The sequence below is a fragment of the Paenibacillus sp. S150 genome (assembly GCF_019352175.1).
In the GTDB taxonomy this organism is placed as follows: domain Bacteria; phylum Bacillota; class Bacilli; order Paenibacillales; family Paenibacillaceae; genus Paenibacillus_AQ.
In genome coordinates this window covers 264,480-288,906 of record NZ_JACBYI010000001.1, presented here as the reverse complement: position 1 = coordinate 288,906, position 24,427 = coordinate 264,480, and the positions used below count along the sequence as shown (strand labels likewise).

Below are 24,427 nucleotides of genomic sequence, written 5' to 3'. Positions count from 1 at the left end.
TTATGTTAATAGATGAAAAAGCATTACCCAGTTCAAACTACGAAATACAATTAGAGGATCTTTTACAACGTATTTGTGAAGAATTACAATTAAGTCGGAGTCACTATGAGCAGGCTACAAATTCGTATAATTACGTTGCACAATGGTTACAAGGTGATGAAGTATTTAATAATTGTCATCTGGAAATATACCCTCAAGGTTCAGTAAGAATAGGAACGACAGTAAAGCCCAATAAAAAAGAAGAATTTGATGTTGATCTTGTGCTCGAAATACATACAAATTCCAAACTATTTCAAGATCCGATACTTTTGTTAGATCAAATTGAAAGACGTATGCTGGAAAATCAAAATTATATAGGAAAGGTTCAACGTAAGAATCGTTGCATTCAAATTCAGTATGCAAATCAATATCATATGGATATTCTACCTGCTATTCCTACAAATCACCCAATACAAGATTGTATCAAAGTTCCGGATTGTGAAACACAAAACTGGAAACCAAGTAACCCAAAAGGCTTTGCAAATTGGTTTGAAGGAATAGCAGAAAAATATGTACCTATAAAAGTATGGCAACAATTGTTGGAAAAAAGTGCGAGTGCCAAAATTGAGGATCTCCCTGATTTAGAAACAGTAGCTATTAAGCCACCACTTAAACGAGCAGTTCAACTTATAAAACATTATCGTAATCGTTATTTCGAAGAACAAGACGTGAAACCTCCAATTAGTATTGTTTTAACCACTTTGGCTGCTCAAAACTATCACGGAGAAGGATCTGTCTATCTAGCAATTTTAGCAATTCTTAAAGGTATTTTAAACATGGTTAATAACTCCACTTCAATTCTTAAGGTCTACAACCCTCAAAATCCAGGAGAATTATTAAGCGAGCGATGGGAAAAAGATCCTGAACAATATGAAGCATTTAAAAAGTTTATTGCAGACTTTAAAGATCACTGGGAGCTTATTCCTAGTTTAGAAGGGATGGGGATGATTCAATTAAATAAATCCCTAGGTGAAATAATCGAACCCACTTTAATCGAAGAAAGCTTTAAAAAACAAGCAACTTATCAACAAAAATTAAGAGAAAATGGAAAATTAGGTTTGACGAAAGCTGGACAAGTAGCCGTCTTAGGTGTTGGGTCTACTAGCATACCTAAAAATACATTTTATGGAACATAAAGATTATCGTAATATTAAATCAAATGCTGCTGCTAAGAAATTTTTCCGGGGTAAACCTATTTCAATAGTTAATCAATCACAAATGTTAATACAGACCATTCCAAATTCCCATGCTAAAATAATCAGTTCAACTATGTTTTGGACAGGTACTGTTCAGCCCAATGCAATAAGTTGTAAATATAAAATTCTTCTTGAGTATGAGATTGCGTCATTTCCAAAAGTAACTGTTATTGATCCACCTTTGCAAAGGCGGAACGACAATGAGCCAATTCCACATATGTATGAGCAAGAAAGGTTATGTTTATACTTTCCGCTGGCAAATGAGTGGAATAATACTAAATCTCTTCATAAGACTATACTACCGTGGGCAGTTTTATGGCTAATGTATTATGAATACTGGCATGTTACTGGAATTTGGCAAGGAGGGGGTATTCATATTCATGAAGAGGAAATAGAGCCAAATCATAACTTTTAATAAGATACAATCTACTTAAAATTTCTATTGCAAATTCTTGATACAATACCAAATAAAAAGAGAGTGATGAAATAAATGTCTATTTCTATTATTCCTTATCAAACAAGGTATATTCTATGGGGGAAAGCAGCTGGACGTTGTCAATACGCAGGCTGCAATAAAATGATCTACTTAGATAATGTCACACAAGCGGAATATAACCAAGCTTACATTGCTCATATTATTGGTGATAAGCCAGATGGTCCACGTGGAGATAAAGTGTTATCTCCACTTATGGCTACAAGCATTGATAATTTAATGCTTATGTGCGATTCTCATCATCGAAAGATTGATAATAACAATGGAAAAGATTATTCAGTTGAAGTACTTCGTGAGATGAAAAAAGTGCATGAAGAACGTATAAAATTAGTGACCGACATAACCGATACAGTAAGAAGTCATATCTTACTATATGGTGCGAATGTGGGGCAACTTCAAAACGCTCTCAACTGGCGAGAAGCGGCATCAGCAATAATTTCTCATTCACTCCCAGCAGAGCCTTCCGCTATTGAGTTTGGTCTCGTTAATAGTTTTATAAAAGATGATAATCCGTTGTTTTGGACAATAGAATCTGAAAACTTAAAGCAACAATATGAAACAAGACTTCATCCAAGAATAGCTAAGGGTGAAATATCTCATATGTCGATATTTGGAATTGCGCCTCAACCACTTTTAATTTTATTAGGTACTTTGCTCTCAGATCTTAGGGCTTCAGAAGTTTATCAGCGGCAGAGAGAACCAGAACCTTCATGGAAATGGCAAAGTTCTCAGGATGATTTTAATTTTAATGTGATAAGACCAGATAAAATTCACCCAACAGTTGCTCTAAATTTATCCATAAGTGGTACTATACTTCCTTCTCGAATCACTTCTGTTCTTGGAGAAGCTATCTCAATTTGGACAGTAACGATTCCAACGCCTAATAATGATTGTATAAAAAGTCGTGAACAACTCGTTATGTTCAGACAAACTATGAGATTAATTATGGACCAAATCAAGACAACACACCCAGATAGTGATTGTATCCATATTTTCCCTGCAGTTCCTGTCTCTGTTGCTATTGAATTAGGTCGAATAAGGATGCCTAAGGCTGATTTACCATTTATATTATATGATCAAAATTTTAGAACCAATAGTTTTATTCGTGCTATAGATATTGGCGCAAAATCGTAACGAAAAAAAAACTACCTGCTCAAGTATTACATTTAAAGATTACGTTTGTGATAGAAAATTTATAGAGAATGACTAAAAAATTCAGGAGACGATAATTTTGTGACGCATTCTCAAAAATAGTTTAAGGATTTTCATAATAACTTAAAATTAAGTGATGTAACGCAATATTACAAGAAAAGCGAGATATAATCATTCCCAGTTTGAGTACAAGGATGCATGAGGAATCCTTGTCATATACACCTTTTGATCAAGAGAGTTTTATGCAATGAATACAGGCATCAAGCGACTTATTGAGAGTCATTACGATATTGATTGGGACTGAATTTTAATATGGCTAAAGATGATTTCAGGTCTTAATCAGAGGAGTAAAGGCGGGTTTTATTATGCACTGGTTAGGATATACTAAAAATTAATATATGAAAATTCATGCAGTTACGAAGCACTTTAATATATGGATAAGGAGGTTTCGTAATGGAGAATGAAGAAAAGCCAAGAAAACGCAGACAACTTAGCAGAGCTGAGACATTTCATCTGTGGATGGTTTGTGGGGGGATTTGTAGCTTTGATGGTTGTAATGAGCGTCTTGTAGTAAATACTAAGGGGAAACTTACAAATATCGGAATAGTTGCGCATATTATTGGACACAGTGATGGTGGTCCGCGACATGAGTTTGCCAAGCAATATGGTTATTCTGATGAAACCTTAGAGGATATAAGTAATCTTATGCTAATGTGCTACACACATTCAAAACTAATTGATGATAAGCATACATTGGAACATTTTTCACCAAATGTTCTTTTTGAGATGAAACTAAATCATGAATTGTGGGTAAGATCCTGGACAGAACAAAAACGAACTAGTCTTGCTATAGTACATAAACGTCTTGGGCCGCCTATGGTTTCTATTCCACAGGTTGAACAATCTTCCAACATTTTATTGGAAGCAATAGAAAACCAAACAGAATTTAACCAATTTGATTCCGAAGGTTGGGAGAAAGGCAAAGAAGATAATGAAAAACTCTATCAGCAATTCAAAGATCGTATACAAAAGAGAAAATATGATGTTGCCGAAGTATTCGCCTTGTCTCCAATCCCTCTTTTGATTCATCTTGGTTTACTTTTATCGGATACAGTGCCACTTACCATTTATCAATATGATCGTGTATCGGAGTATTGGGTAAACCGCTTGCCTGATAATCAAGAGTTAGATCCACTAAATACATCCCATAATATTAATATTAACAACTGTGATGAATTAGTTGTGACGGTTTCAATCAGTGATAATATTTCAAAAGATGATGTTCAGAAGATACTTAAAGATTTTGATCTATTAGATATTTCCATTGATAACCCACATGTTAAGAGAGTTCTTTTTAAGGATCAAGTTCAAGAAATTCAGCGTGTATTCAAAGACAAGATAGAAGAATTACTAAGAAAAAAGAGGTACAGTAAACTACACCTTTTTTATGCTGGTCCTGCAGGTTTGGCAATAGAATTAGGGAGAAGTATAAATCCACGGATGTGGCCTAAGGTTGTGTTATATCAATTCAATTATAGAGGAGAATTTAGGTACAGCGAAGCAATCACAATCTAATTAATCTCCTCTACTTATATAAAAAAACTTATTATTACCTTGTTATCAACTCTGTATTTCTCTGGACAGTAGCTTCTTAAATACCTCACCATTTGTTTTTGAATCAAACAAATCATGAGTGCTCCTGCAGTAAATGATATTATGACTAATACTCTGGGTAATATAAGGTCTTAGAATGTCCGGGACAAATAACCCTAACGCTTGTACTTCTAAGTCTTTACAGAACTCCAATGCTCGGTAAAAAGTCACCAGTTCATGTGGCATTGCCGAGCTACAAAGTAAACGTATATCACCATTTACGAACGAACTTCTAATGTTTTTATCTCTTAATACACCACAGTCAATTACAATGAAGTTATAATCTCGGTTTAATTCTTTCGTAAAGTAAAAGTCTGAACCTTCGAATGTATATGCATTTCCGGATTGTTCTGGCTTGAACAACTGAATGATATGAGCCAAATGGTTGCTTGTATTAGCTTCCAAATAACAGGCAGTCCCACCATGAGCATTAATCCATGAGACCAAGTTAAATGCTGTGGTGGTTACACCTACACGTCGGTCGCATCCAGCAATAGCAATTGTGAGATTGGTACATTTAAAGCGAAACTGTGTTACTTCCTCCTCTGGTGATGATTGAAATATAACCTCTAATGGTGTGGATTCTCCCATGGGGTTACGTCGTAGCATTCCCGTTTTTGAAAAACACTCTCGAAGCTCATCTTGAATTATGTCTATTTTTTCGGCTATAACCACGTTTTGGATATCTGCCTGTATCAGTTCTTGTAAAAAAGGACTGCTCTCTGGCAGCCCTTCCGAGATCACAATAATTCGCATTTCATACATCATCTGAAAAGATAAAAGTGCTTGTAACATTTCTCCATCAGTCTCTTTTATCGCTCCACGCTCAATAGCTAAATAGCGAACATGGCTATAAAATCGCATATCTTTGACCACAAAGGAATTGAGCGAAAACGATCCAATCAATTTTTTTATCGGCATTTCTAATTCGATCTCGATAAAATCAAGTAGGTTAACCTTGCTACTACTAGTCAGATATAGAATCATGAGTTTACCCTTCCTTCCTTCATGAATAACAATATAATCCCAATGACCACTAGACCCATGTAGAAGAAAAGCTCTAGGAGCTGTTTCTTTTTGTCCACGTTCATCGTCCTCCTGCAGTTCCCATATAAGCAAACTTATATTCCGGGATATCAAAGTGGATATGCAGCCTCTTGGAGCCGATCATCAACAAAGCGTGTTCGCGCTTCTTGCTGGCCAGAAGTTCTTCCTCTGCGTCTGTTAAGTTATAAAGTTCGCGTATTTCCTGGAGGTTTTTCCCGTCTGTTCCCATTAGTATTTTGATACAAGGTATATCCAGTAGCGCTTGTCCGTACATCTTGACTTCAGGGGCTAGAAAATCCACGACACTATGAGAGATGATTGCAAGGCCGGCTTCATATTTTCGAGCGCGTTTCTCTACATTTCGTAAGAATACTAGGCTCTGCGGGACGTTAGGGTCGATCATCAAATAACACTCATCACAGATCAGCAGCACGCGCTCTGTCCGGTCCTGAGACATTTGCTCCCAGCACCAGGATAAGAGGTTAAAGTATTGGGTTCGCTTGATATTCTCAGAAGTATTCTGAAGAGTATGGGTGTCCAAACAAATGCAGCGGCTATGGGTTTGGATGGAACTGTAGCCATTCCATAAAAAAGAATCTCCACCGTGTGCAATATCATGCAGCAGTAGCGACAATTCTTTATAAACTTCATCGCCAAGCTTCTTTTCCTTGCCATGAATCAGAGCGTAGAGGTCAGAAAAAGTAGGGAAGTCAGTGCTGGCTAGTTTCGTAATATCTGTGGTCCACGTAATTAGAAACTGATTATACAACTCAATCAAACATTGCTTAAGGACAGCCTTTTGCATCATGGTCAGGTCAGAGATATAGAGGTTAAAGAAGATTTCTAGATTCTTCAGATGGAGCGCCATATCAGACATACCATGACCTTCATCTTTATAAAGCGGAAATTCCTCATCCTCTTCATCGCGTGGAGCTGGACGAATTTGAAGCGGATTGATTCTCCCATTAGATCCACCGCCGGCATTAATCCAGTCGCCATTTAGCTTCTGGCAAAGCTCCTTATATTCCGATTCTGGGTCAATAAAAATGATCTTGGTACCCTTCATGTATTCGCTAAGAGCCACATGCTTTACAGCTGTAGATTTACCTACGCCAGCCACGCCCATAATGACGATGTTTGAATTAGTTCGGTCGCCGCCACGTTTCCATGTATCGACGATAACCAATGCACCTCTAGCGTCCTTGGCGAAGTAATAACCCGTGCCGTCGTTGAAGCCAGAACTTGCAAAGGGGAAGCCTCCCACGAAGGTGCTCATCGGCATGATTTTATTTAGGATATCCCCAATTTGATCTTGTGCAGGGTACATGGGGGATAGGTGACGAAAGCCTTCTTTTTGAAGATGGGCCAGGTTGCGAATTTTGCAGCGCATCATACTGAAGGTATTTTCAACACGTCTACATGCGCGGGTGAACTGCTTGTCATCTTCTGCAAATGGCATGATCATTACATTCATAAGGCCAACCGTTTCACCGTTTTGGTCAATCTGCATCATAATATTCTCTCCATCCGTAGCCGCCTTGTCTGCTCGTTGACGTGTGAGAGGATCTTTAGCACTGTCAGCCATGCTGCGATTTTGTGTAATGGATTTGGATATTGCGGAGATTAAGGCGCTATTATCTATAGGTTGAAAACCAATGGATACCATGGTAGATGGCATATTGGTTAGAGTGGAGAGCCAACCCACATCGGCTTTGGGAGGATACTGAATGACGCCATACATTTTAGCTGTTTGTTCACCAATCACAAGGCCGTTACGAGAAAACTCCAGGCCCATAGGAGTGATTGCGTTTAGAAGCGAAGGATTCACAGATAAAGATGGAGTTGTGGGTTTCAAAATATCAGTTCTCCTTTCCGCTTATGATCCAGAAGGGGCCACCTGCTGTTGCATTCTTTCGGGCTTCGTTCAAAATAATGGAGAAATCCCATTCCTGTTCACTTCGCTTTCGACTGGCTGGATCGGCGATAAGAATCTTGCCTTCAGAGGTGACACCTCGAAGGACCATGAAATGTCCTGAAGAAGTGAAGTGTCCTTTACCCATAACGGCAACAACCAGTTTTCCACTAGATAAGGCATTAATGATGGTTTGCTGGTCTTTTTGAGCAGCACCCTGAACATTCAAACCAAAATGCTGAGCACCATCAGGAATTAAACTATGATAACTACCAGTTCCTTCTGCCAAATAACCATTGTTATATGCCCAATTAGCCATATTGACTGGATCAATCTTTTTACTCGTGAGGCTCGAAACGACAATTGATAAGGAAGTTGGACCGCAACCGGACACTCCAATGGTGTCCCTGGGACCATAGGGTTTATCTGCCCAACGGGAGTCCATTTGGTTGTAGTAGACAACTTCACGACTTCCATCCTTAAACGTTACTCCCTCAAAATGCTGTCCCCGACTTTCCACGTATCCTTCGTCGGTATTTTGTAGAATCTGGGTGAAACCATAATCGGTACGCATTTCATTTACAATGGGAGTTTCATCAGCCGAGAGCCATATTTTGAGTGACTCTAAGGGGGAGGTAAGCAGTTGTAGAACCATAGCGATGAGAACTAACAAGGTGGCTGCCGGAGCTGAAATCAGTATCAGCATTCGTTTACGAGCTTGTTCGTCGGAAGCGATTTTCAGGGCTATTTTGGAAAGTAACTTCGCGGTGAAGGGATCCAAATTCTACACCTCCAACTTCGCAAGAAAAGGAATCACATTTTCAGGCTCTGTCGTTTCGAGGTGGGTGTATGAGGGATTGTTAACTAGGTTGCATAACTGAACGATGTCTTGTTGTTTTAAAAGTTGGGTCTGCACTTGGCCATCTTCAAAATGCTGGGCAAGCCGTTTAGCTTTGTCCAAGAGGTCCCGTTCAGTCCCGTCATTTTGTCGCTGCCAGAGGATTAAATAAAATTGTCGCTCAACTACTTCACCTGAGAGAGTGAGCGTGTTCATCTCCAGCATTTCTTGCCGGAGCAGTTCTTTCTGCCTAGGGTCTGAGGTAGAGAGTAAGGCACTGAGTTCTGAAATTAGAGGGGATATATCTACAGGGCGGCTTACCGCAAGAAACTTAAATGGAAAGTTGAAAGAAGATAATTCGGCTGTCAACTTGCTAATAAGTATCCGCTTTTCAGAGATACTCAATAAATCCAGGCTAATCGGGAAGATCCGTAAATAGCTCATCAGCCAACCGTCTTGTGTAAGAAGGAAGTTCCCATGAATGTCTTGTACTTGGACGAATTCTTGTGCTGTTTGCATGGCAAGATCAGTGGTGATATTGGATTTTGATTTACATTTCATGAGGCGAAATAAAACAGCTCCTCCGCCAAGAAGGCAGAGGAGCAGCACAATGATGGGCAGCAGCATAAAAGAAGCACCAACTTTCTATTTTGTTTTTTTCGGTGCAATATGCCAATCAGAGAATAGGTTCCCGGAGATCGTAATCGTTTCTTGCAGTTGAAGAGTCAACATGCCTTCAGGTGTCCAGGCATCCAGAATTCGTGTGAGTGGAATATAGGAGCCATCAGGGAACCAAACCGGCGTAAAGTGAACTCGACTTTGGTAGGAGGAGTATTCATTGCTCTTTAGCCAAAAACTGGCGTTCACTCCCCCTGATTTGAGGTCATGAAGTCGCCAGTAGGTTTGATAAGAAAACTCCGGGAAATAGGTGACAACGTGCTGTGCACCGGTGATGTGACTACTAGGAGCATTAGCAGAGGTAACACTGTTGGTGGTTATTTCGATGCCATATCCTGACTTCATCCTACTGGAGGAAATAGCTGGTGATTTAGTATCGGGTACGACTGATTGGGTGGCAGATAGGGAAGCGAAATAGCTGGTCCAGATATAATCCCACCACCCTTTATCTTTCCAATATCCATAATCTATCCAGTAGCCGGTATCCTTTCCGGTACTGTGCCATTGCCAGTTAGAAATCCAGACCCAGTATTCATGCCAACTAGCCGACCATATTCCCCAGGAGGCAGTAGTTATTGATGGATAGTTAGGAACTGCAGGGAGTTGAAATGAGTCGTTACGATCTGTGGCAGTAGGATTGGGCGGCGGATTCTGGTCAAAAGCTATGATTGAAGCTGTTATAGAAGAGACATTGAGTGAGCCGTTTGTTGAACTCACCTGAATGGAGATTGATTGCGGTGTGCTAGGTGTATGCCATTTTACCCAAACCAACTGACTATCACCTTCCGGAATGACGATGTTCGTCACCGTATAAGTGCTGCCCATAATCGCAAACGTAACTCTTGCAGGATTATCAGGTGTGATCTCAGCAGAGGTGGAAAGATGAACGGAGGTAATCACATCGGTATCTGTCCGGTATTGGTAACTCGTCTGACTCGGGGAAGGGTTAGTAGGCGCGTTATTAAAGCGGACGATGCCCAAACCAAGGGAAGTAATAATTTGATCGTTACTGACACGACTGTTCGTAGAGCCAATCCAAGCGGGGAAGCCAAGGTCGGAGGTCTCTAAGAACATTGAGAGCGGCAAATTCTGATGGGTAAGGCTAACCATTTTGGAACGTAAGCCACCGTTTAGAATTTGATCGTATAATGCAGTTTCATGAGCTGTCATTCCCATAAAGCCACCTTCAAAAGTAAAGTAGGCTATCGGCTCTAAGAGCAGCTTATAGTTGCCACTCGTTAAGAGGGCATATTCTATTGCAGTATCATTTGAAATCATTTTTATTGCTCCTTCAGAGCAAAAATACTTTTCTATAACCTCGATATTCGTTATGCCTCCACCTGAACTGATGATCTGAGGAATTGGCAGTGCGGGGGTTTGGTAACCATATCCTCCAACTCGAACACTAAGATTTGTTCCATTGTGATATTGAATTTTGCTGACTTTTCCAAAATGAATTAAGTTCGATGAAGGTTTCTTATTTGTATAATCCACAGGAGTAGATACTGGTGCTTCATCCGATACACGAATAACTGTCACTCTAACCCCATCGTAGCCAGGTACCCACTTATTTTGGGACGTTCCAGATCCCATGTCGCCCCCGCCATTATCAATATTTCCATCACCATTGCCATCAGCAAAAGAAGTAAGCTGAAAAAGGGAAAGCGCAAGTATTGAAGAAAGAAGAAATAATAGAAACCGGTTCAAAAGATTCACCTCCAAAAATAAAAAAAGTACAGGATCATCCTGTACTCTTCTTTAATAAGGACTGAATTGGACTAGTCCATTGACCCTACTTGTTTGTTCCAATCGCCATCTGATTCACTGGTGCTTCCCTTATTGTCCCCTTGATCCTCAATCCATCCAAAACCAGGAACATACACCTTTCCATCATTATTTTTTGCTCCAGCCTTTGGTTCATCTTTTTGTTTATTAGGTTGAGTTGTCTTTGCCTCATAAGCTGGAGTAGAAGCAGGAGACTGTGGTTTTGTAGAAGCCTTAACTTTGGGCTTAGGTGGCTGGGTAGGTTTTGGTGTTTTTGCAGGTTGAGCAATAGGTACTTCAACATTCTTCTTTTCCTTTTCAGGCTGAAGTATAGGAGTTTCAGATATGGTAGGCTGAGGGGTGATTTCGGCAACAGAGATGGGGGATGGACTTGGGTTTGGATTCTGGGAGGAGTTAGTAAGGCTTGGCTCTATTTCAGAAATATTGATTTTAGAAGGATCTATCGATGATACAGTATTTGTTGAATCTGGTATCTGATTACTGTCCTGAGATGGCCATGCCGCCCAAGTGACTATAAGGCCAACAATCACAATTCCTCCAGTAAAAGCCCATATCTTTCGTTTCATCGTTCTCGACTCCTTATAGCATATTTGTGTACTTATAAGAGGATCCCATCCTTCTATTTTACTGTATAATTCTGTAAAATCCAATGGAATCAATGAACTCAATAATATTTAATGACTCTATGAGCTAAAGCGAGGCATATATACTGCTTGAACATGTAACTCTGCCTTCATTGGAGGTAGATGCCCCCATCCAAAGGAAAGTGGCACCTCCAGCTGAATTACTGCCTCAGCCGTGAATTGCTCTGTGGTGTTTGGAGAGGAAGGAGCAAACGGTGCATTGATAAGAGTTACGGTTAATCCAGATACACTATATTCTGCTTGATCTCCAATAAGCTTGGCATATCGTGTCCCTTGTTGGGTCAGTCCCAAATTCTCTTGTAGCCGAGGATAGATATGTCCTATGGAGACCTGTTCCTGCCATTCGTTTCCGGAACGTAAATAACCGCCGGAGTAACTTTGCCGCAGGCTGCTGTATACATTGCTGTAGTTTTCAGCAACCACGGCAATAATGGAGCTTTGCACGGCATCTCGTACACCACTGGCAATAATCGTTAGTCGCATGTATTCAAAAATAACACAGGAAAACATCAGTATTGCCAACACAATGGCAACAACTAACGGAAAGCCATTTCCAAATTTGTTAGTCAGCCACTTCATTTCCAATACACCTCAGACTTTCCTTGTGCTCTAGCGGAGAGGTCAATGGGAAAAGAGCCGAAATCCCCAAATAATCCAATATTAACAGTGGTTTTCAAAGTTACTGTTACTTCTTCGTTGATTTGAATTTGACCGGTTCTGCTCCACGTAATTGTAGGGTATTGACCAGTTTGTGTTTGTAATTCATTCGCCCGCTCAGTAGTCTCACTGCCAACTCTACCGGATATCTCAGCTTCTCTTACCAGTTCCGCGGCGAAAGTGTCCAGTTGATTCTTTACGACAAAGACTGGAAACACCTTGATTGCCAGAGCTACGCATAACATGGCAGCCAATACTAGCACCACCACATCGACGTAACCTTCTCCGCGCTTACTTCGGAGGATGGACACCAAGCATTCCTCCTTCCTTCTGCATGGTATGCATCAGAATAACTTGCCCATTGCCCGCATGATCTCCATGCCCAAAATGACAATGTACATCAGCATAAAGCAACCAAGCATATAGAATGAATACTTGCGTACTTTGCCTGGACGTTTCATTGCAATAAGCTTGAGTCGTTGAATTTCTATCAATTTGAAGTCATGTGCGAGCATTTCAAAATAGACGACTCCCTGATCCCCGCGCAATACGGCTAGCAACCCCCGTACAATATCTGATAACATCGTGCTGCCGATACGTGTCTCGAGCCTCAGCAGTGCCGTTTCCTGATTGCCGCTCTTTATGTCCGCTATAGTAATAAATAATTCGCTCTGCAAGCTGATCCCGGCATTCTTGGCGTAGATCTCAAGCATCCGCAGCACGTCTCTGGTTGCTTTAAGTTCTTGCGCGATAGTGGCCACAAACCGGGGGAGTTCAGCTTCAATTTCTTCTCTTTTTTTGCGAACAGATTCACTTGCTGCACTTATGTTTTTGAAGAACACAGCGATCGCTAAAAAGATAAAGAGTGGTGAAATCAGCGGTAAAATTGGTAGGCTGACTAATCCTCCAACAAAAATCAAACCTGATTTTACAATGGACTGAGCTACATATGCTTGTGGGGTTAGTGAGATGTCTGCAGACTGAAGAATCGCAGCCGTTTTACGTTCATAGTAATCGCTCAGTGGAAGTTTAGGAGCTAGCCAGGAAGACATGCGAAAGATGAGAGCATCGAAGGTAGAAGTGCTTTTCTTTCCAGTTCGTGCGACCCGAATGATTGCCTTCGAGGCAGCAAGTGTAGGAAGTTTAATTAGGTCTGCTAATACGAGATAAGTTCCAGCAGCGAAAAACAAACCAATGAACAATAGCAATCCGAACATCATAGACAGTCACCTCCTTTAGCGCTCCCATTCTTCCTCACGGACTACGCCATCCCATAAAGGCTCCGGGTAAGGAGCGGGAATATACCGTTCGACTTCCTCCAGACTTTTGAGAGTGATGGCCTCGTAACTAATCGCCTCTTCAGCTGCTTTCGGTAATTGCCCTATCTGTGTCAATGAAGTAAAGCCAGCATTACCGATAATGATGTGATCCAAAATACCAATATGAAGCGGTTCGAAGATGGCAACCATCCGTTTGGTCATCTCTATATCTTCCCAGGAGGGCTTCAGGCTTCCACCCGGATGGTTATGCGCCATTATGATGGATGTGCAGTCACAATTCAGCGCAGCCTTTAAAATATTGCGGGGATACACAGGAGCTTCGGTAAGACCACCTTCAGAAATAATCCGCGTTTCAATCACATGGTTACCATTATCTAAGAAGGCGACCATAAAGCGTTCGCGATCCCGTAGCCCTTGTAAAAATGCGGAGAAGTAGCTTCCTGCCAGCTCTGGAGAGGTGATTTTTCGCTGTGTATTCTCCACTTCCCACTGCAGAACACGGTGAGAGATGAGGAATTCATTAAGCTGCTCCACTTTCTGTAATTGCATTGAAGTGAGTTCCAGGGAATGGGGATGCTCCAGAGCATTCATTAGGTTATTGGTATTTCCATAGTTCTCTAATTTATCGAGTGGAATTCCCGTTAACTGATGAAGGGATTGGATATATTCCTTGACCATTCTCTTATCAAGAGAGTCTTGGCCCATCGAATTCGCTCCTTTCAGGAGATGGGACTGGCTCCAATGCATGTAAGATCTTCTTTACTGCCTGCAGTTTGCTTTTCAAATCGCCAGACAGCTCCTCTTCCTCGAATCGGTCCCAAAAGTTATTAAACCCGTATTCCTCAATCAGGGATTGTAAGATGATCTGCTCTTGCGGGGATGCCTCAATCAAATTGCCTAGTAACCGAATAGAATCGTGCATTTGAATTCTCCTTTCTTACCGTTTGTATTCCAGAGGACGTGTAAGCCGGATCACTGCTGCCAGTGAGACAAACAATGCCAATGCACAGATTGAAAGCACGATATGCCCAGGAGTGCTGGTAGTCAATGTATGGAACCAGTCGCGATTCAGAAAATAAAGTAAGGGAATATTGCCGACAAGTAGGATAGCCATGGTTAGAAATTCTTTTAATGGCTCATAGAGTAAATAGTCAAGTTCCGCCGAGACAACGCGCATATCGGACAATTTGGCGACAATGGGCATGAGTGTGGATTTCAACGTTCGATCATCCTGACAGGCAATCAAGGCATCACACCACTCTTGAAAGACGGTATTATTAATCCGTCCTTTAAGCTGTAGAATCGCCAGTCTGAGGTTGGCATGAATCAGTTTCGTTTCAGATAGGAATGCTTGAAACACATCTGCTACGGGAGGATTCAAGTAAGGGAGATTTTCTTCAATCGCTGCCAGAATATTCTCGTTACGCAGGTAGGAGGTGGTAATGACGGAGAGCGCCGTTTCTAGTTCACTACCCAGTCGCTTCTTGTAGAAGGTAGAGCTGAACAAGATACCCCAAAAAGGGAGGAGGGCAAAACCCCCAGCCATTACGGGTAACAACCACAAGTTGTTCAGGAGGATTGCCAGCATAGCTCCGATAATTGCTAAGGATAGGGAAACGGCGATAAGCAAACCAAACCGTTGACTATGACCCGTCTGTTCTAGAATGGCTTGGGCTTCATGTACTGTAGCTCGCCAGCCTTTAAGTTTCTTTGGGTGCTGAACAGCACGGATCCGTTTTGCTAATGATGGATTTCGAATAGACAAATGGGAGAGTAGTTCGGAGAGTTCTTGTGCTAATGTGTAAGGAGTGAGTTGAAGGATCAACATGCAGCCTGCAGTTAAACCGATAGAGGCTAACAGCAGCATAAACGTCATGAGGCTTCACCTCCAGATAACAAACGTTGCAATGAGGACAAGGGCAAACCGTTTTCGAGCAACCGTTTCTGTAGGCCGATGGAAATGTCACTAACCTTCTCATAAGCGCCGTCGATGCAAATACGACCGGCTTCTTCGTAAGTAGCATGGACGGCAAACCGGAATAGCGTATGAATGACACGCTGACCATCTGGGAGTATGCAGCATTCTGTGATTTCCATCATCCTGCGAGTATTGTCCTCAAGTTTCTTCACAAACAAAATGAGTGGAAAAGCTTCTGTTACCAGGTTGTACAGGGTCTGGTCATTCATATCATATTTCTGGGTACAGAGCGTCACCATCCGGTAGTAGGTAGCAAAACAAGAATTCGCATGGGTAGTGGTGATCACAGTATGACCAGTTCGAGCTGCTTCTTGAGAAGCAAAAGCTTCAGCAGATTTCATTTCTCCGACGCAAATAATATCGGGGTTTGCAGTCAGGGCGAATTCCAGAAGTTTTTCCTGATCGATATGCTGGCGGGGGTCTTCGCTGGAGCGTGTCACAGTATGCACTACATTGTTCAGAATGCGGCCGTTTTCGTCGGTAATGACCAGATCAAACTCACGGCAATCATTTTCAATCGTGAAGATACGTTTGTCATAGGGGATCGTTGAGAGCAGCCAGCTCATCAAGGTTGTTTTCCCGCTGCCGGTGGCTCCAGTGACGCACATGGATAATCCGTACCTTAGACAGATGCTAAGGAAGTCCAGCATTTCTGCAGTCGCCGTTTCATTCTGAATAAAATCCTCTCGGGCTAACTTCTGCGGGTTAATGATCCGTATAGAGGCAGCAATCCCTTTATCTTTATCTGTAATGGGAGCACCGAACACGGTAATGCGAATATTGTTGGCCAGATGACCCCGGACAATGGGCTGAGAATAATCCAGGATCATACCAGACTGATGCAGTAGCCGCCTTATGACATCCACCGCATGCTCTGGTGAAGAAAACTGTTCTTCAGCTGGGAGTATGCGTCCATCTGTATAGCTGATTTTCACGTCATTGTAGCTATTGATATTGATTTCTTCGACATCTCTTGAAAAAAGGTAACGGGTTAAAAATGAATATTCCACCATCTCGGCATACAGTCGATTGATTAGTTCTTCGAATGTCAGTCCTGGCACATGTAGCCGTTGGTCGGTTAGATATTGACTCATGTAGGAAATGATCTGCTGTTTTTGTTCCTCAGGATGGCGGCTCATCAGTGTGGCATATTTCCCGGAAAGATAGGTCTGGACTTCCTTAAGCACATCTGCAAAGGGCTTGGAGTGGGTGGCAGAGAAAAATAGAGAAGAAGCTTGATTCATTGACCATCACCTCGGCGTTTTGGTAGGAATGATTTCAGCCAATTGAGGAGATTTAAAGTTGTCGGATTACGGATTGAAGTTGTAGAGGATTTATCTTTTGACTTCGCTACATGCGGGTGTTCTTCCGGTAAAGCCAGTTGAATCAAATGTTCCACACCACTGAGATAGGTCTTTGCTTCTTTGCCAGATAGGTCATCGAGCAGCCGGGCATCTGCCGTTTGTTGCTCTAGCTCAGTCACATAGGGAAGGGTTACCTCAATACCCCCGAAAACTTGACTGTATTCCCGTTCGTCTTGCCCTGCTTTAACATTGGATAGTACAGAGACATTCAATGAACGGCGAAACCGTAAATCCGTCAACAATGGTAAGTAGGAAGCATAGAACATCAGGCTTTTCAGCTCACAACTGTGTAACCGATAGACGGTATCAGCCAGTTCGAGTGCTACTGTGGAAAGGGGATCGACGGAGAGATAGCTGGAGCAGTCAACCAATATCACATCTGCCAGATGTCTTGCTAACGTTAGTAGATCGACAGCACGTTCCCTGTCGTAAGAAGCATACGTAAAAGCGGTGTCTCCTTTTTTGTAACCAATCAGAGCAATATGAGGAGAACCATCCAATGGTAGAGCAAACTGCAGTAATTCTTCTTGGGTTAGAGCAGGCAGGCTGAGTAGTTCGCCCAGGGAGCGTTGTTGCTTGGCGGCTTGCGGCAGGATTGTGGAAGCGGAGGGGCAAAGGGCATCGCAGCAGAGAATGAGAACATTTTTCTTTTTAGCGGCAAAGGCTTTAGCCAGCTTGATCGTCGTTACTGTCTTGCCGCTACCGGGATTGCCCCAAACAGCGATCAACGGTTTATTACTCATTTGCCTCCCCTTTCTTTTGCTGGGCTGTAAAGTATGCATCTTGTTTGTCGGTAAAAGCTTTGGCGGTAGCAGGGTCGCCGCGGTACACGAGGGACGTATGCAGCTTAGCTTTATTCTCAAGATCGGCTAAAAGTTGAGCCTGCTGTGGTTGAACCAGTAGCGTTAAGGTTGAAGGGAGTTCATTGTCCTCATCGTCGTCTTTAGTGGAGCCGTTATTTCCTGTTTGCGCGTCCAACCCGCTGCTTGCAGTGACAGCTAATACTTCGACATACTGCAGCTCTGGAGGCATGGTAGTCGTACGCATTTCTCCGTAATCTGAAGCGATGAGGGTCACGATATCACCAGGTTGAAGTTTACCGGATAATCCTGCTGCAAGGCTCTTAATTGTGACGGACATGGCTTGTTTGTGCCCATCCAGTCGATTGAGGTAAGCATCTAGTGGAACAGCAGATAACTTGGAAGGGAGCAGATAGTCGCCAGTTTTAAGGTCCACCGTCGCAAATTGTCCAACAACGGCCTCCGTCGTTTTAAGAACAGCTCCAGGCAAATGGAGCTTTCCTACCTCAACGCTTTCTACCTGTTCTGACTGAATTACCGATCCTTTAGCGACATCCTTGGTAATACGGATGATTTGAGTGGTATCACCAGCTGCACGGTTTAAGAGTGGTGCAATGCCAAAACAAATAATGAGGGAGAGTAGAATACAGGCAGCTCCTAATACAGAACGATTTTTAAATCTGTGCATAAAGACAAGACCTCCTGAGGAAGTGTTTAGAGTTGGATCATGATAAACGCAAAAAGGCCGCCGGCAGATAAAAAGGGAGCCAGCGGCAGAGATGTATGTTTTGCAGATTGATAACCGGATTTGATACCGATTCCTGCAGCAGCTAAAAGAACAAATGTTAATCCAATAATGCTTTGAATTGTGCCACCTACAGGACCTAACACAAAGCCGCAGGCTGCCATGAGTTTGATATCACCGCCGCCGAGCTTACCTTTGGAGATTACAGCGGCGACAAGGTACGGTACGCCAGTCAGGAGCATCCCAGATAAGGAGAAAAGAAGAGAGAAGTGTATGAATCCTACAGCGGTAATAGCTACAGAAAGAAAATCAGGAATCTGGCGCGTTTTAACATCCGTAATGCTGGCACAAGTCAGGAACAAGACGAGGAGTAAACCTTTCAGAAGGAAGAGATTTAGGGGGAGATTCAAGGTTGCTCCTCCTGCCACGGCCATTCAGGTAGACTTCTGTAGGGATATACCTTTTGGCTTTTGGCGAAGCGAACCATGAAGCGTACTTGATCGAGAACGGACAGATTATTTCGGTCTTTCGTGGTCATCATCACTGAGGCGGAAACACCGGTTAAGAAAGTAACTAAGGCCATCGGCACACTGCCATTGATCAGCCAAAGAAGTAACGCTAGAAGTACAGTGAGCAATGAACCTAGAAAAGCCTGACCTAATTGCTGTTTGCCAAAACCCGGAAACCACTCGGCTTCTGGCTTCACACCCATTGGAATATACAACGTTTGCGATTCTTGAGTCATCTCAGACCTCCTATTGGTAATAGAACAGAATGATATCTTTTACCTGCCAGATGCTTTCAGCAAGAATGTAGAACAGTACAACGTTCCGGCTACGCTTCTTGTATTTCGTCGCTTCTTCATCAGCTCCAGCCAGACGTACCATGCAATATACCAAGCGACAGGCGCAGCCAAGACGGATTAAAGCGGTAAGGGCTTCTGCTAGCTCCTCCAGTGTATCCATTCAGTCACCCGGCTTTCGTCATTTTGCGGGCCATCCCTACGAGTTTGACGGAGTGATAGACATTGTTTACAACCCCGCCACCGCCACCTGTTGTAATTAAGAAATCAGAGAGGAAACGTGGTGTCTTAATCGCGAGCATCATACAGGCTAGTCCCCAGAAGACATGGGATTGCAGCATCAACCCCACACCTAATTTGGCTAAGGCGATTTGAATGACTACTGTCAACATGGATTGCATGAATTTCTGGGTATAGGCACGGAACACACCGCGGTCATTATCCAGTAATCCAGCGCAGGCCAGAGGAATGCCAACACGCAGGATGAACATTTCGAGTCCGCGCATGAGAAACTGGAAATACAGGATGAAGAAACAAACCACGAAGACCAATCCGAATAATGCTGTCACTAGTCCGAGAGAGCTGATGCTGTTAACCCATGCCTGCCAGTTGTAGTCGGTCGATTGTCCGATGACGACCAGTAACTGATTGGTTAGCTCTTCGACCATTTGACCGATCCAGGTATAGATGGTTGGGAAACAAATGGCAACAGCCATTGCCCTGAAAAAATTGGTCAGTAGAAATAGCGGTTCTTCATCCGGGTCCCCATCGGTCCACAGTACATAAATCTCAAAGCCCTTTTTCAGAAATTTGAGAATCATCACTGCAACTCCAAAGCCAAACAAAATATCGTACAAGCTTTCTAGTAGATTCGTGCCGGTTGTGAGGGTCATGTATTTCTCTGCATATAAGGAGATGGGAAGGATATCTTTTAACAAGGTGTCCATATAGATTAGCGCCCCGTTAAGCAGAGCGACGACGAGCAGCAGTAAGATCTTCTCCATCTGTTCCTCCTTTCTAAGAGAAGCAGCGTGACCGCCGCTTCCTCTGAAGGCTGTTTAACCTTTGTAGTCGAACATTTCCTTGATCCGCTGAGTAAGTGTGGGCAGAATAGTTCCTTCAAACAGCAGATACAGACCGCCTAGCACCAGTGCACCAATCACAACCGCCATCAGGATCTTTACAGCCGTATCCACGAAACCTTCTCCGCTTCGGTTGCTAAGTACTCTCTTTGCAATGCTTCCCATGTGAGCCAATTTCTTCGGTACAGCCTTCATCCATTTTTTCATTATTCATAACCTCCAGAATTCAATGTGAGCATAGAAAAGAGCCTGCTGTGGTGAGCAAGCTCTTTTTACTTGTAGTAGCCAATAATGATATTAAGGGTAGCTGCGCCGAGTACCGCACCAATGCAGGATACAACGGCAACAATGATACGGTTGTTCCATTTTTTGGTGTCCATCTCATCAGCGGCAGAGCGCCGGATACTAAAATATACAATGAGCAAACCGGAAACAACCGGAGCCAGAATCATCAGCCAAGTTGTAACATCACCGATTAATTTCTCAGTCCCGGTCACTAGCTTGCTACCCTTAATGTCGCCGGAAGCATAAACGGATGTGGGTTCAACCCAATTGTAGTAAAGCGTAAATAGTACGGCTGCTGCAGTTCGTATAACCGAAGAGAAGCGGCCTGACCTTAATCGTCGTCTGAACCTGGAGGGAAGAATCCGCTTTGAGCGGTTGCTTGTTGCCGTTGTTCGGCCATCTGCCTGGTAATGTCTTTCTGATAGTAGATCCAAATGTTCCAAAGTTTCACCTCCTCATTCGTATTCGTTCGTACGATTCGCCGTATTTCTCGTTCTTCCCTTACTTGGCGATTGTGCTCCTTGTCTCCAAGGCCCATCATTGCGTTAAATGCCCAGGAAGATAAATCGGGAGAATACATCATTGCGGGATAAGAACGAGAAAGTACAATCTGATAAGGGCGTGAGACACGGTGCACCTCGTCTACGGTTAATAGCTTTCGCTCAAGCAAATTTAAGCTGTGTGAAGTGCTGGGCGTCGAATATTTGCCATGTGATGCAGATAGCTGGTAACTGGACGTTGTATATGTCCCAAGCTTCTCACTGACTTCCCGCAGTGTCTCTAAATCATCAGCCTGCAGATATATCCAAGTCTGACAATTGGATTTGATCGTATTGGCTACATGGTCGTCGTATTTTTCTTTCAATTGTTCGAAACTCTGTAGAAACAGGTTAAAGCGCATTCCACGCCCTCCACCGACCGTCAACTTATTTGTGAAATCGGCAATGGGCGTAAAGTTACCAAACTCATCAAGGATAAAATTGACCCGTTGTTTTAAGCGTCCTCCACGTTTGTCTGCTTCGGTAGTTAATAGTTCGTACAACTGGGATACCATAAGCGAAGCCACAGGATAAAAGGTTGTCTTCTCATCGGGGAGGATAATAAAAAGCGCCTGTTTCTTATTGCCGATGTCGGCTAAAGAAAAGTCGCTTTTGTGTGTGATGGCATAAATGGATTTGGAGGTGAAGAGGCGCAATGTGGTCAACGCTGAGGTATAGAAACTACCTTTGGTGCGGGAGGGAGCAATGTCGGAGATGCTGAGCAGAGCCCGAGCAGGATGATTCTGAGGCAACCGCTTAATGTACTCCTGCATCGGTGTTTTGTTGCCGATTTGTTTGTTCATCTCTGCTAGAAACCAGTAGACATTGGTCATATTTTGGAACTCCGGGCGCTTGACGTTATCCCACACGACACTGAGGATCGAGGCGGCGATGACCGACATTTCTCCGTTGGTCCAGATTTTTTCACCCTGAGCTTTGCCTACCAGCACGTTCGTCATGTCCCAAGCGAGCATTTCTGCTTGCTCTTGGTCTCCAGCTAGCGTCGCGTCAATGATAGGCTGAAGCAGATTGTAATGGTGGCTCTTTTCCGGATGGCGGAAATCGAGAGCAAATACTTCATAACCCAGCTTCTCCAGCAGGACGCTACTATAATGAAATAGCTCTGCTTTCGGATCAGAGATAACCAATGACTCTCCGGCTAATGCCAAGAGTCCGATGGATTGAAGGACCACTGTTCGAGATTTCCCGCTGCGTGTCGCGCCGATACAGAGAGAATGAACATCGTCCCCTATAAAGAAAAGACGCTCCTGGTTTCGTGCTTGTTGTAATCCTAGAACAATACCACCCGATTGGATCAGAGGTGGTGCTGCAGTTGGGCGAGGATGGTTAACCGCGGTGTTCACTTTCGGAATAGACTTCGGATGAAGCATCCTCACGGTGAAAGTCCTCCTTCAGATCAGTTCGTCGGAAATGCAGGTCGTCGTAACCGGATTGAATCAATTGGCGAATAAGGGGATGATGCAAATTGATCAATTCGCAGTCGAAGGCATCAGCCCATTCCTCTTCTTGGAGCCATCGTGCGGAGCCATGCTGATTTTGTCCCACCACTACAGGTGTTTCAATCCCGGGTGCAATTTGCTTCAGTTTACTTTGATATGGCCGGTTATTGGAGGCGAAAAAGATAGCGGACAGGAGTAGAGTGAATCCTTGAAGACAAAGAAAAAGCAGAAAGTGAACTCTGCTAGAAATAAGACTACCCAGGCTTGTATTTAGGGAGGGGACAGTGAGAGTTGAAGTTGAACCGGATAAGGTACCATGCAGGGCCGTAGAGAAGAAGAGATTAAAGATGGAACCGATGGTTATAAAAAGCGTGCAAAGCAGCAGCTTTTGTTTCGTTTTCACCACTCAGGCTCCTCTGTGGGTTCAAAAAAAGTATCAGGTCGTTCTCGCAGGGAGTTAGAGTCTTGATGGGATTGTGGGAAGTTATCATACTGTTCTGGAGCAGGGAAGCGGGCTTCCTGATCCAACTGTATTTGTAGAAAGAGTGATCTTGGTGCCGGCTGATCATAAATACGGCCCCATTCTTCAACATGAAGATTATGCATCGTTACATAGACGGGATGGTCCTCGCATAGGGTATGCACCAGGCTATCTTCGTTGATAATTTGTTCCAGCATAGCAGGGTGAGAAGCGGACAATTCATAAACCGGAATGGAGCAAGCATCGAGTGGATAAAAGAGATAGTTTTCTTGACCAGCTGCTACCTCCTGTGCCATCTCCGACAGACAGTGCTTTGCGATCGTTTGATGTACCGCGAGTGCCCACTCCCCATCATGATTCACCATGGAGATCCCATTGTAGATCTTCTGACTCTCCGTAATCTCTCCCCAAGGTGTAGTTACTGGTGGGGTCATTCCACCAAAATACTCTGGAGCAAAAAACTCTCCATCCTGGGCCAGTTTTTCTGGCGATCCGCACCATTCTTTGAATTCCGGATCTGTAATGGCATCCTTCTTGAGCAGTTCATAAGCAGGAATGATACTTTTGGTGTCGTCGAAATAGATATGATCACCGTGTGACTCTCCAGCTTGCAGCGCTTCTTCACTGAGTACTTCTTTGGCATAATCAGCATCCACAACAATGCCGCTATTGCGTTCGGCCATCATGCCGTACACATGCAGGCCAATTTCCACGCAGGTTAAAATATTACCCCATATCGAGCTTTCGGGCTGAGGCATGGACTCACTTCCTTCTATAATAAAGATGAGTTGTTACCGACCTTCTTCGGTAATTTCGAGCGTCTCCGAGTTAACGTCAAAATCATGACTAAATTCTTGCTCGTAATTCAGCTGGATTTCCCGATCTTTAAGCTCAGGCAGTAGTTCCTCCAACCGGTCGATCAGGATCTGGACCTGTTCGAATTGGTCCATAGTCTTGTCATTGGGACTGATAAGGAATTTGACCATCTCATCATGAATGAGAATAAGCTCATTTTCGCTGAAAAGTTTCTTACCATCTACCAGGCCGCTGCGGACAGCAAAGTTCTCCATCGCTTCATTTCTGTCATAAAAATATTGGCGTTGTACCGGTATTCCATTCTCTGGAGCAAGACGGTAGGTCGAAAATACATATTCGAATAGAGGATGATGTTTGCAAGCAAGAATGACATCCCCGTATTCACTAAGCTTGTAGACACCGTTTGTGATCTTCTCATCCTTATCGGTGTATGGCTTTTCGGTACAAACGCCCAGCTGCAAGGCTGTTTTCCGTGCCAGGTCTGAAATGCTGCTCATAAGCCGATCCGGGACGGTGACAAAAGGATTGCGTTCAATGATGTCCATCCGTGTATAAAAGGCAATGATCTGATCCTTCAGATACAAATCTGCTAAATAGTCCGCGGATGTGGAACGCCGAACCTCAATCCCTTGCTGGGATAAGGAAGCAAAGAAGCTTTTATAAAATTCACTTTTACTTTTCGTTCGAATCATACCTTTCAA

Annotated in this window: 28 protein-coding genes; 4 read left to right on the top strand and 24 right to left on the bottom strand. The window is 43.2% G+C overall.

Features of this window, described 5'->3' with window-relative positions; translation table 11 throughout:
* Positions 1-2: 2 nt before the first annotated feature.
* The 4 genes from HYD27_RS01155 to HYD27_RS01140 all read left to right on the top strand — a co-directional run bounded on the left by HYD27_RS01155 (position 3) and on the right by HYD27_RS01140 (position 4,455).
* Positions 3-1,175, top strand: a complete 1,173-nt coding sequence (locus HYD27_RS01155) for a nucleotidyltransferase domain-containing protein (protein WP_219210491.1) — start codon at positions 3-5, stop codon at positions 1,173-1,175.
* Positions 1,165-1,650 carry a type II CBASS E2 protein gene (locus tag HYD27_RS01150; protein WP_219210489.1) on the top strand — a complete coding sequence of 162 codons (486 nt, stop codon included), beginning with the start codon at positions 1,165-1,167 and terminating at the stop codon, positions 1,648-1,650. Before HYD27_RS01155 ends, HYD27_RS01150 begins: the two co-directional genes overlap by 11 nt.
* Before the next feature lie 75 nt (positions 1,651-1,725).
* Positions 1,726-2,862 carry an HNH endonuclease gene (locus HYD27_RS01145; RefSeq protein WP_219210487.1) on the top strand — a complete coding sequence of 379 codons (1,137 nt, stop codon included), beginning with the start codon at positions 1,726-1,728 and terminating at the stop codon, positions 2,860-2,862.
* A 471-nt stretch (positions 2,863-3,333) separates the two neighbouring features.
* A complete protein-coding gene (locus tag HYD27_RS01140) occupies positions 3,334-4,455 on the top strand; it encodes an SAVED domain-containing protein (protein WP_219210485.1) in 1,122 nt (373 codons plus the stop codon).
* Positions 4,456-4,500: 45 nt separating this feature from the next.
* Here the strand turns inward: HYD27_RS01140 and HYD27_RS31795 are convergent, their stop codons facing one another.
* The 24 genes from HYD27_RS31795 to HYD27_RS01020 form a co-directional block, all read right to left on the bottom strand.
* Positions 4,501-5,520 (bottom strand): hypothetical protein, encoded by a 1,020-nt coding sequence (locus tag HYD27_RS31795; RefSeq protein ID WP_228744862.1) that lies wholly within the window; start codon positions 5,518-5,520, stop codon positions 4,501-4,503.
* A 100-nt stretch (positions 5,521-5,620) separates the two neighbouring features.
* On the bottom strand, positions 5,621-7,435 hold the full coding sequence (locus HYD27_RS01130; protein WP_228744861.1) for a VirB4 family type IV secretion system protein: 1,815 nt from the start codon (positions 7,433-7,435) through the stop codon (positions 5,621-5,623).
* Positions 7,436-7,439: 4 nt separating this feature from the next.
* A complete protein-coding gene (locus HYD27_RS01125; RefSeq protein WP_228744859.1) occupies positions 7,440-8,273 on the bottom strand; it encodes a C39 family peptidase in 834 nt (277 codons plus the stop codon).
* Between the two features lie 3 nt (positions 8,274-8,276).
* A complete protein-coding gene (locus HYD27_RS01120; RefSeq protein WP_219210484.1) occupies positions 8,277-8,957 on the bottom strand; it encodes a hypothetical protein in 681 nt (226 codons plus the stop codon).
* Positions 8,958-8,975: 18 nt separating this feature from the next.
* Positions 8,976-10,715, bottom strand: coding sequence for a DUF8193 domain-containing protein (locus tag HYD27_RS01115; RefSeq protein WP_219210483.1), 1,740 nt, complete (start codon positions 10,713-10,715; stop codon positions 8,976-8,978).
* A gap of 71 nt (positions 10,716-10,786) precedes the next feature.
* Positions 10,787-11,359 (bottom strand): DUF6550 family protein, encoded by a 573-nt coding sequence (locus HYD27_RS01110; RefSeq protein WP_219210482.1) that lies wholly within the window; start codon positions 11,357-11,359, stop codon positions 10,787-10,789.
* 117 nt (positions 11,360-11,476) lie between these two features.
* Entirely contained in the window at positions 11,477-12,016 is a 540-nt protein-coding gene (locus tag HYD27_RS01105; protein WP_219210481.1) for a hypothetical protein, read from the bottom strand.
* A complete protein-coding gene (locus HYD27_RS01100; RefSeq protein ID WP_309241996.1) occupies positions 12,013-12,405 on the bottom strand; it encodes a DUF4320 family protein in 393 nt (130 codons plus the stop codon). Before HYD27_RS01100 ends, HYD27_RS01105 begins: the two co-directional genes overlap by 4 nt.
* A gap of 33 nt (positions 12,406-12,438) precedes the next feature.
* Positions 12,439-13,314, bottom strand: a complete 876-nt coding sequence (locus tag HYD27_RS01095) for a secretion protein F (RefSeq protein WP_228744857.1) — start codon at positions 13,312-13,314, stop codon at positions 12,439-12,441.
* Between the two features lie 15 nt (positions 13,315-13,329).
* On the bottom strand, positions 13,330-14,079 hold the full coding sequence (locus tag HYD27_RS01090) for a JAB domain-containing protein (protein ID WP_219210479.1): 750 nt from the start codon (positions 14,077-14,079) through the stop codon (positions 13,330-13,332).
* Between the two features lie 232 nt (positions 14,080-14,311).
* Positions 14,312-15,250 carry a type II secretion system F family protein gene (locus HYD27_RS01085; RefSeq protein WP_219210472.1) on the bottom strand — a complete coding sequence of 313 codons (939 nt, stop codon included), beginning with the start codon at positions 15,248-15,250 and terminating at the stop codon, positions 14,312-14,314.
* Complete coding sequence (locus HYD27_RS01080) at positions 15,247-16,596, bottom strand: CpaF/VirB11 family protein (protein ID WP_219210470.1); 1,350 nt, start codon at positions 16,594-16,596, stop codon at positions 15,247-15,249. The genes HYD27_RS01085 and HYD27_RS01080 overlap by 4 nt, the downstream gene beginning before the upstream one ends.
* Positions 16,593-17,459, bottom strand: coding sequence for a hypothetical protein (locus HYD27_RS01075; protein WP_219210468.1), 867 nt, complete (start codon positions 17,457-17,459; stop codon positions 16,593-16,595). Before HYD27_RS01075 ends, HYD27_RS01080 begins: the two co-directional genes overlap by 4 nt.
* Positions 17,452-18,204, bottom strand: a complete 753-nt coding sequence (cpaB, locus tag HYD27_RS01070; protein ID WP_219210467.1) for a Flp pilus assembly protein CpaB — start codon at positions 18,202-18,204, stop codon at positions 17,452-17,454. Before cpaB ends, HYD27_RS01075 begins: the two co-directional genes overlap by 8 nt.
* A 26-nt stretch (positions 18,205-18,230) precedes the next feature.
* The gene (locus HYD27_RS01065; protein ID WP_219210466.1) at positions 18,231-18,671 is read right to left on the bottom strand and encodes a prepilin peptidase; all 441 of its coding nucleotides are present in this window, start codon (positions 18,669-18,671) and stop codon (positions 18,231-18,233) included.
* Positions 18,668-19,006 (bottom strand): hypothetical protein, encoded by a 339-nt coding sequence (locus HYD27_RS01060; RefSeq protein WP_039293288.1) that lies wholly within the window; start codon positions 19,004-19,006, stop codon positions 18,668-18,670. The genes HYD27_RS01065 and HYD27_RS01060 overlap by 4 nt, the downstream gene beginning before the upstream one ends.
* 10 nt (positions 19,007-19,016) lie before the next feature.
* Positions 19,017-19,226 carry a mercury transporter gene (locus HYD27_RS01055; RefSeq protein WP_219210465.1) on the bottom strand — a complete coding sequence of 70 codons (210 nt, stop codon included), beginning with the start codon at positions 19,224-19,226 and terminating at the stop codon, positions 19,017-19,019.
* A gap of 4 nt (positions 19,227-19,230) precedes the next feature.
* Positions 19,231-20,067 carry a conjugal transfer protein TrbL family protein gene (locus tag HYD27_RS01050; RefSeq protein WP_219210464.1) on the bottom strand — a complete coding sequence of 279 codons (837 nt, stop codon included), beginning with the start codon at positions 20,065-20,067 and terminating at the stop codon, positions 19,231-19,233.
* A 54-nt stretch (positions 20,068-20,121) separates the two neighbouring features.
* The gene (locus HYD27_RS01045; RefSeq protein WP_219210463.1) at positions 20,122-20,352 is read right to left on the bottom strand and encodes a DUF6133 family protein; all 231 of its coding nucleotides are present in this window, start codon (positions 20,350-20,352) and stop codon (positions 20,122-20,124) included.
* Positions 20,353-20,417: 65 nt separating this feature from the next.
* Complete coding sequence (locus HYD27_RS31740; RefSeq protein WP_197074276.1) at positions 20,418-20,642, bottom strand: Mbov_0395 family pilin-like conjugal transfer protein; 225 nt, start codon at positions 20,640-20,642, stop codon at positions 20,418-20,420.
* Positions 20,643-20,761: 119 nt separating this feature from the next.
* Entirely contained in the window at positions 20,762-22,360 is a 1,599-nt protein-coding gene (locus HYD27_RS01035) for a VirD4-like conjugal transfer protein, CD1115 family (protein WP_228744906.1), read from the bottom strand.
* The gene (locus HYD27_RS01030; protein WP_219210461.1) at positions 22,317-22,832 is read right to left on the bottom strand and encodes a hypothetical protein; all 516 of its coding nucleotides are present in this window, start codon (positions 22,830-22,832) and stop codon (positions 22,317-22,319) included. Before HYD27_RS01030 ends, HYD27_RS01035 begins: the two co-directional genes overlap by 44 nt.
* Positions 22,829-23,668, bottom strand: a complete 840-nt coding sequence (locus tag HYD27_RS01025) for a hypothetical protein (protein ID WP_219210460.1) — start codon at positions 23,666-23,668, stop codon at positions 22,829-22,831. The genes HYD27_RS01030 and HYD27_RS01025 overlap by 4 nt, the downstream gene beginning before the upstream one ends.
* 33 nt (positions 23,669-23,701) lie before the next feature.
* A complete protein-coding gene (locus HYD27_RS01020) occupies positions 23,702-24,418 on the bottom strand; it encodes a hypothetical protein (RefSeq protein WP_219211078.1) in 717 nt (238 codons plus the stop codon).
* Positions 24,419-24,427 lie beyond the last annotated feature (9 nt).

Coding starts and splice junctions, on each gene's coding strand:
- HYD27_RS01155 (WP_219210491.1), top strand. CDS start 3: ATGTTAATAGATGAAAAAGCATTACCCAGTTCAAACTACGAAATACAA.
- HYD27_RS01150 (WP_219210489.1), top strand. CDS start 1,165: ATGGAACATAAAGATTATCGTAATATTAAATCAAATGCTGCTGCTAAG.
- HYD27_RS01145 (WP_219210487.1), top strand. CDS start 1,726: ATGTCTATTTCTATTATTCCTTATCAAACAAGGTATATTCTATGGGGG.
- HYD27_RS01140 (WP_219210485.1), top strand. CDS start 3,334: ATGGAGAATGAAGAAAAGCCAAGAAAACGCAGACAACTTAGCAGAGCT.
- HYD27_RS31795 (WP_228744862.1), bottom strand. CDS start 5,520: ATGATTCTATATCTGACTAGTAGTAGCAAGGTTAACCTACTTGATTTT.
- HYD27_RS01120 (WP_219210484.1), bottom strand. CDS start 8,957: ATGCTGCTGCCCATCATTGTGCTGCTCCTCTGCCTTCTTGGCGGAGGA.
- HYD27_RS01110 (WP_219210482.1), bottom strand. CDS start 11,359: ATGAAACGAAAGATATGGGCTTTTACTGGAGGAATTGTGATTGTTGGC.
- HYD27_RS01105 (WP_219210481.1), bottom strand. CDS start 12,016: ATGAAGTGGCTGACTAACAAATTTGGAAATGGCTTTCCGTTAGTTGTT.
- HYD27_RS01095 (WP_228744857.1), bottom strand. CDS start 13,314: ATGATGTTCGGATTGCTATTGTTCATTGGTTTGTTTTTCGCTGCTGGA.
- HYD27_RS01090 (WP_219210479.1), bottom strand. CDS start 14,079: ATGGGCCAAGACTCTCTTGATAAGAGAATGGTCAAGGAATATATCCAA.
- HYD27_RS01085 (WP_219210472.1), bottom strand. CDS start 15,250: ATGACGTTTATGCTGCTGTTAGCCTCTATCGGTTTAACTGCAGGCTGC.
- HYD27_RS01080 (WP_219210470.1), bottom strand. CDS start 16,596: ATGAATCAAGCTTCTTCTCTATTTTTCTCTGCCACCCACTCCAAGCCC.
- HYD27_RS01075 (WP_219210468.1), bottom strand. CDS start 17,459: ATGAGTAATAAACCGTTGATCGCTGTTTGGGGCAATCCCGGTAGCGGC.
- cpaB (WP_219210467.1), bottom strand. CDS start 18,204: ATGCACAGATTTAAAAATCGTTCTGTATTAGGAGCTGCCTGTATTCTA.
- HYD27_RS01060 (WP_039293288.1), bottom strand. CDS start 19,006: ATGACTCAAGAATCGCAAACGTTGTATATTCCAATGGGTGTGAAGCCA.
- HYD27_RS01055 (WP_219210465.1), bottom strand. CDS start 19,226: ATGGATACACTGGAGGAGCTAGCAGAAGCCCTTACCGCTTTAATCCGT.
- HYD27_RS01050 (WP_219210464.1), bottom strand. CDS start 20,067: ATGGAGAAGATCTTACTGCTGCTCGTCGTCGCTCTGCTTAACGGGGCG.
- HYD27_RS01045 (WP_219210463.1), bottom strand. CDS start 20,352: ATGAAAAAATGGATGAAGGCTGTACCGAAGAAATTGGCTCACATGGGA.
- HYD27_RS01035 (WP_228744906.1), bottom strand. CDS start 22,360: ATGCTTCATCCGAAGTCTATTCCGAAAGTGAACACCGCGGTTAACCAT.
- HYD27_RS01025 (WP_219210460.1), bottom strand. CDS start 23,668: ATGCCTCAGCCCGAAAGCTCGATATGGGGTAATATTTTAACCTGCGTG.
- HYD27_RS01020 (WP_219211078.1), bottom strand. CDS start 24,418: ATGATTCGAACGAAAAGTAAAAGTGAATTTTATAAAAGCTTCTTTGCT.